The sequence below is a fragment of the Sphingobium abikonense NBRC 16140 genome (assembly GCF_001598335.1).
GTDB lineage: Bacteria > Pseudomonadota > Alphaproteobacteria > Sphingomonadales > Sphingomonadaceae > Sphingobium > Sphingobium abikonense.
This window is the reverse complement of the sequence record NZ_BCYT01000043.1, coordinates 1-1298: the sequence shown is the minus strand read 5'-3', so window position 1 is coordinate 1298 and position 1298 is coordinate 1. Positions and strand designations below refer to the sequence as shown.

At 61.7% G+C, this 1298-nt stretch carries 1 protein-coding gene; it reads right to left on the bottom strand.

Annotation, left to right across the window (positions count from 1 at the left end; genetic code table 11):
* Window positions 1–61: 61 nt before the first annotated feature.
* Window positions 62–1233, bottom strand: a protein-coding gene (locus SAB01S_RS17915; RefSeq protein ID WP_157078392.1) for an IS3 family transposase whose coding sequence is annotated in 2 segments (ribosomal slippage) — window positions 62–969 and window positions 969–1233 — 1173 coding nt in all. Because the reading frame shifts where the segments join, the coding sequence is not laid out codon by codon here.
* Window positions 1234–1298: the final 65 nt, after the last annotated feature.

Genomic DNA, 1298 nt, shown 5'->3' with positions numbered 1-1298 from the left:
TGAGGTGGTCCCACCTTCTTGGACAGTTTGGCGGCTAAGTTAAGCTAATCCCGGTTGTCGTTCACGCCGCCTGTTTGGTCATCAGATCATGGGGGGCATGCCCCCCATGATCTGATTGCCCGATCCGCCGATAGACCTCGACCGGGGTTTTCCCGGCCAGGCCCGAGTGCGGACGCTGGGTGTTGTAATAGGTGATCCAGCGGCCAAGGCCAGCTTTCAACTCCGAGCCGGTCTCGAAGGCGTGGAGATAAACGCATTCGTACTTCAGGGATCGCCAAAGGCGTTCGATGAAGACATTGTCCATCCACCGGCCCCGCCCGTCCATGCTGATGCGAACCTCGGCCTCGCGCAGCACAGTGGTGAAGGCCTGCGACGTGAACTGGCTGCCTTGGTCGGTGTTGAAGATCTCGGGCTTGCCGTAGCGAGCCAGCGCCTCCTCCAGCGCCGCGACGCAGAACCCTGCATCCATCGTATTCGATAGCCGCCATGCCAGCACCTTCCGGGTTGCCCAGTCCATGATCGCAACCAGGTACAGGAAGCCGCGCCGCATCGGGATGTAGGTCACATCGGCGCACCAGACCTGATTGGGCCGGTCGATCACCAACTTGCGCAGCAGATACGGATAGACCCGGTGCTGCGGGTGCGGATCACTCGTGCGCGGCCGCTGGTAGATCGGTGTCAGGCCCATCTTCGCCATAAGCCGCCGGGCCCGGCGCCGACCAACCTCATGGCCTGCGCGCCGCAGGTGACGTGCCATCTGCCGGCTGCCGTACCAAGGGCAGTCCAGGAACGTCGCATCGATCACCGTCATCAGCGTCAGCGTCTCATCCGTTTCCGGCACAGGCGCATAATAATACGATGAACGGCCAATCGAGAGCAGGCGACATTGCGCCGAGATCGACAGGCGGTGGTGAGCAGGTTCGACCATCGCCCGCCTCCGCTCCACGCTCATCGACCGAAGGCTTTCGCTAAAAAATCCCGCTCCACCACCAGTTGCCCGATCTTGGCGTGCAGCTTCTCTACCTCGCTCTCGCTGGCAGCCTTGACCGCGTCGCCGGCTCCGGAGAACGTGCCTGCCATCCCGTCAATGGCCTGCCGCTTCCAGGAGGCGATCATCGTGTGGTGCACGCCATGCTTGGCTGCCAACTCCGCCAGCGTCAGGTCACCCCGGATCGCTTCCAGCGCCACCTTGGCTTTGAAATCAGCACTATAGCGCTTTCTCGTCGTCTTCATTCCCGTACCAATCCATCACGTCGGGATTAGCTTAGCATCCTGTCCAGAAAAGCGGGACCACCTCA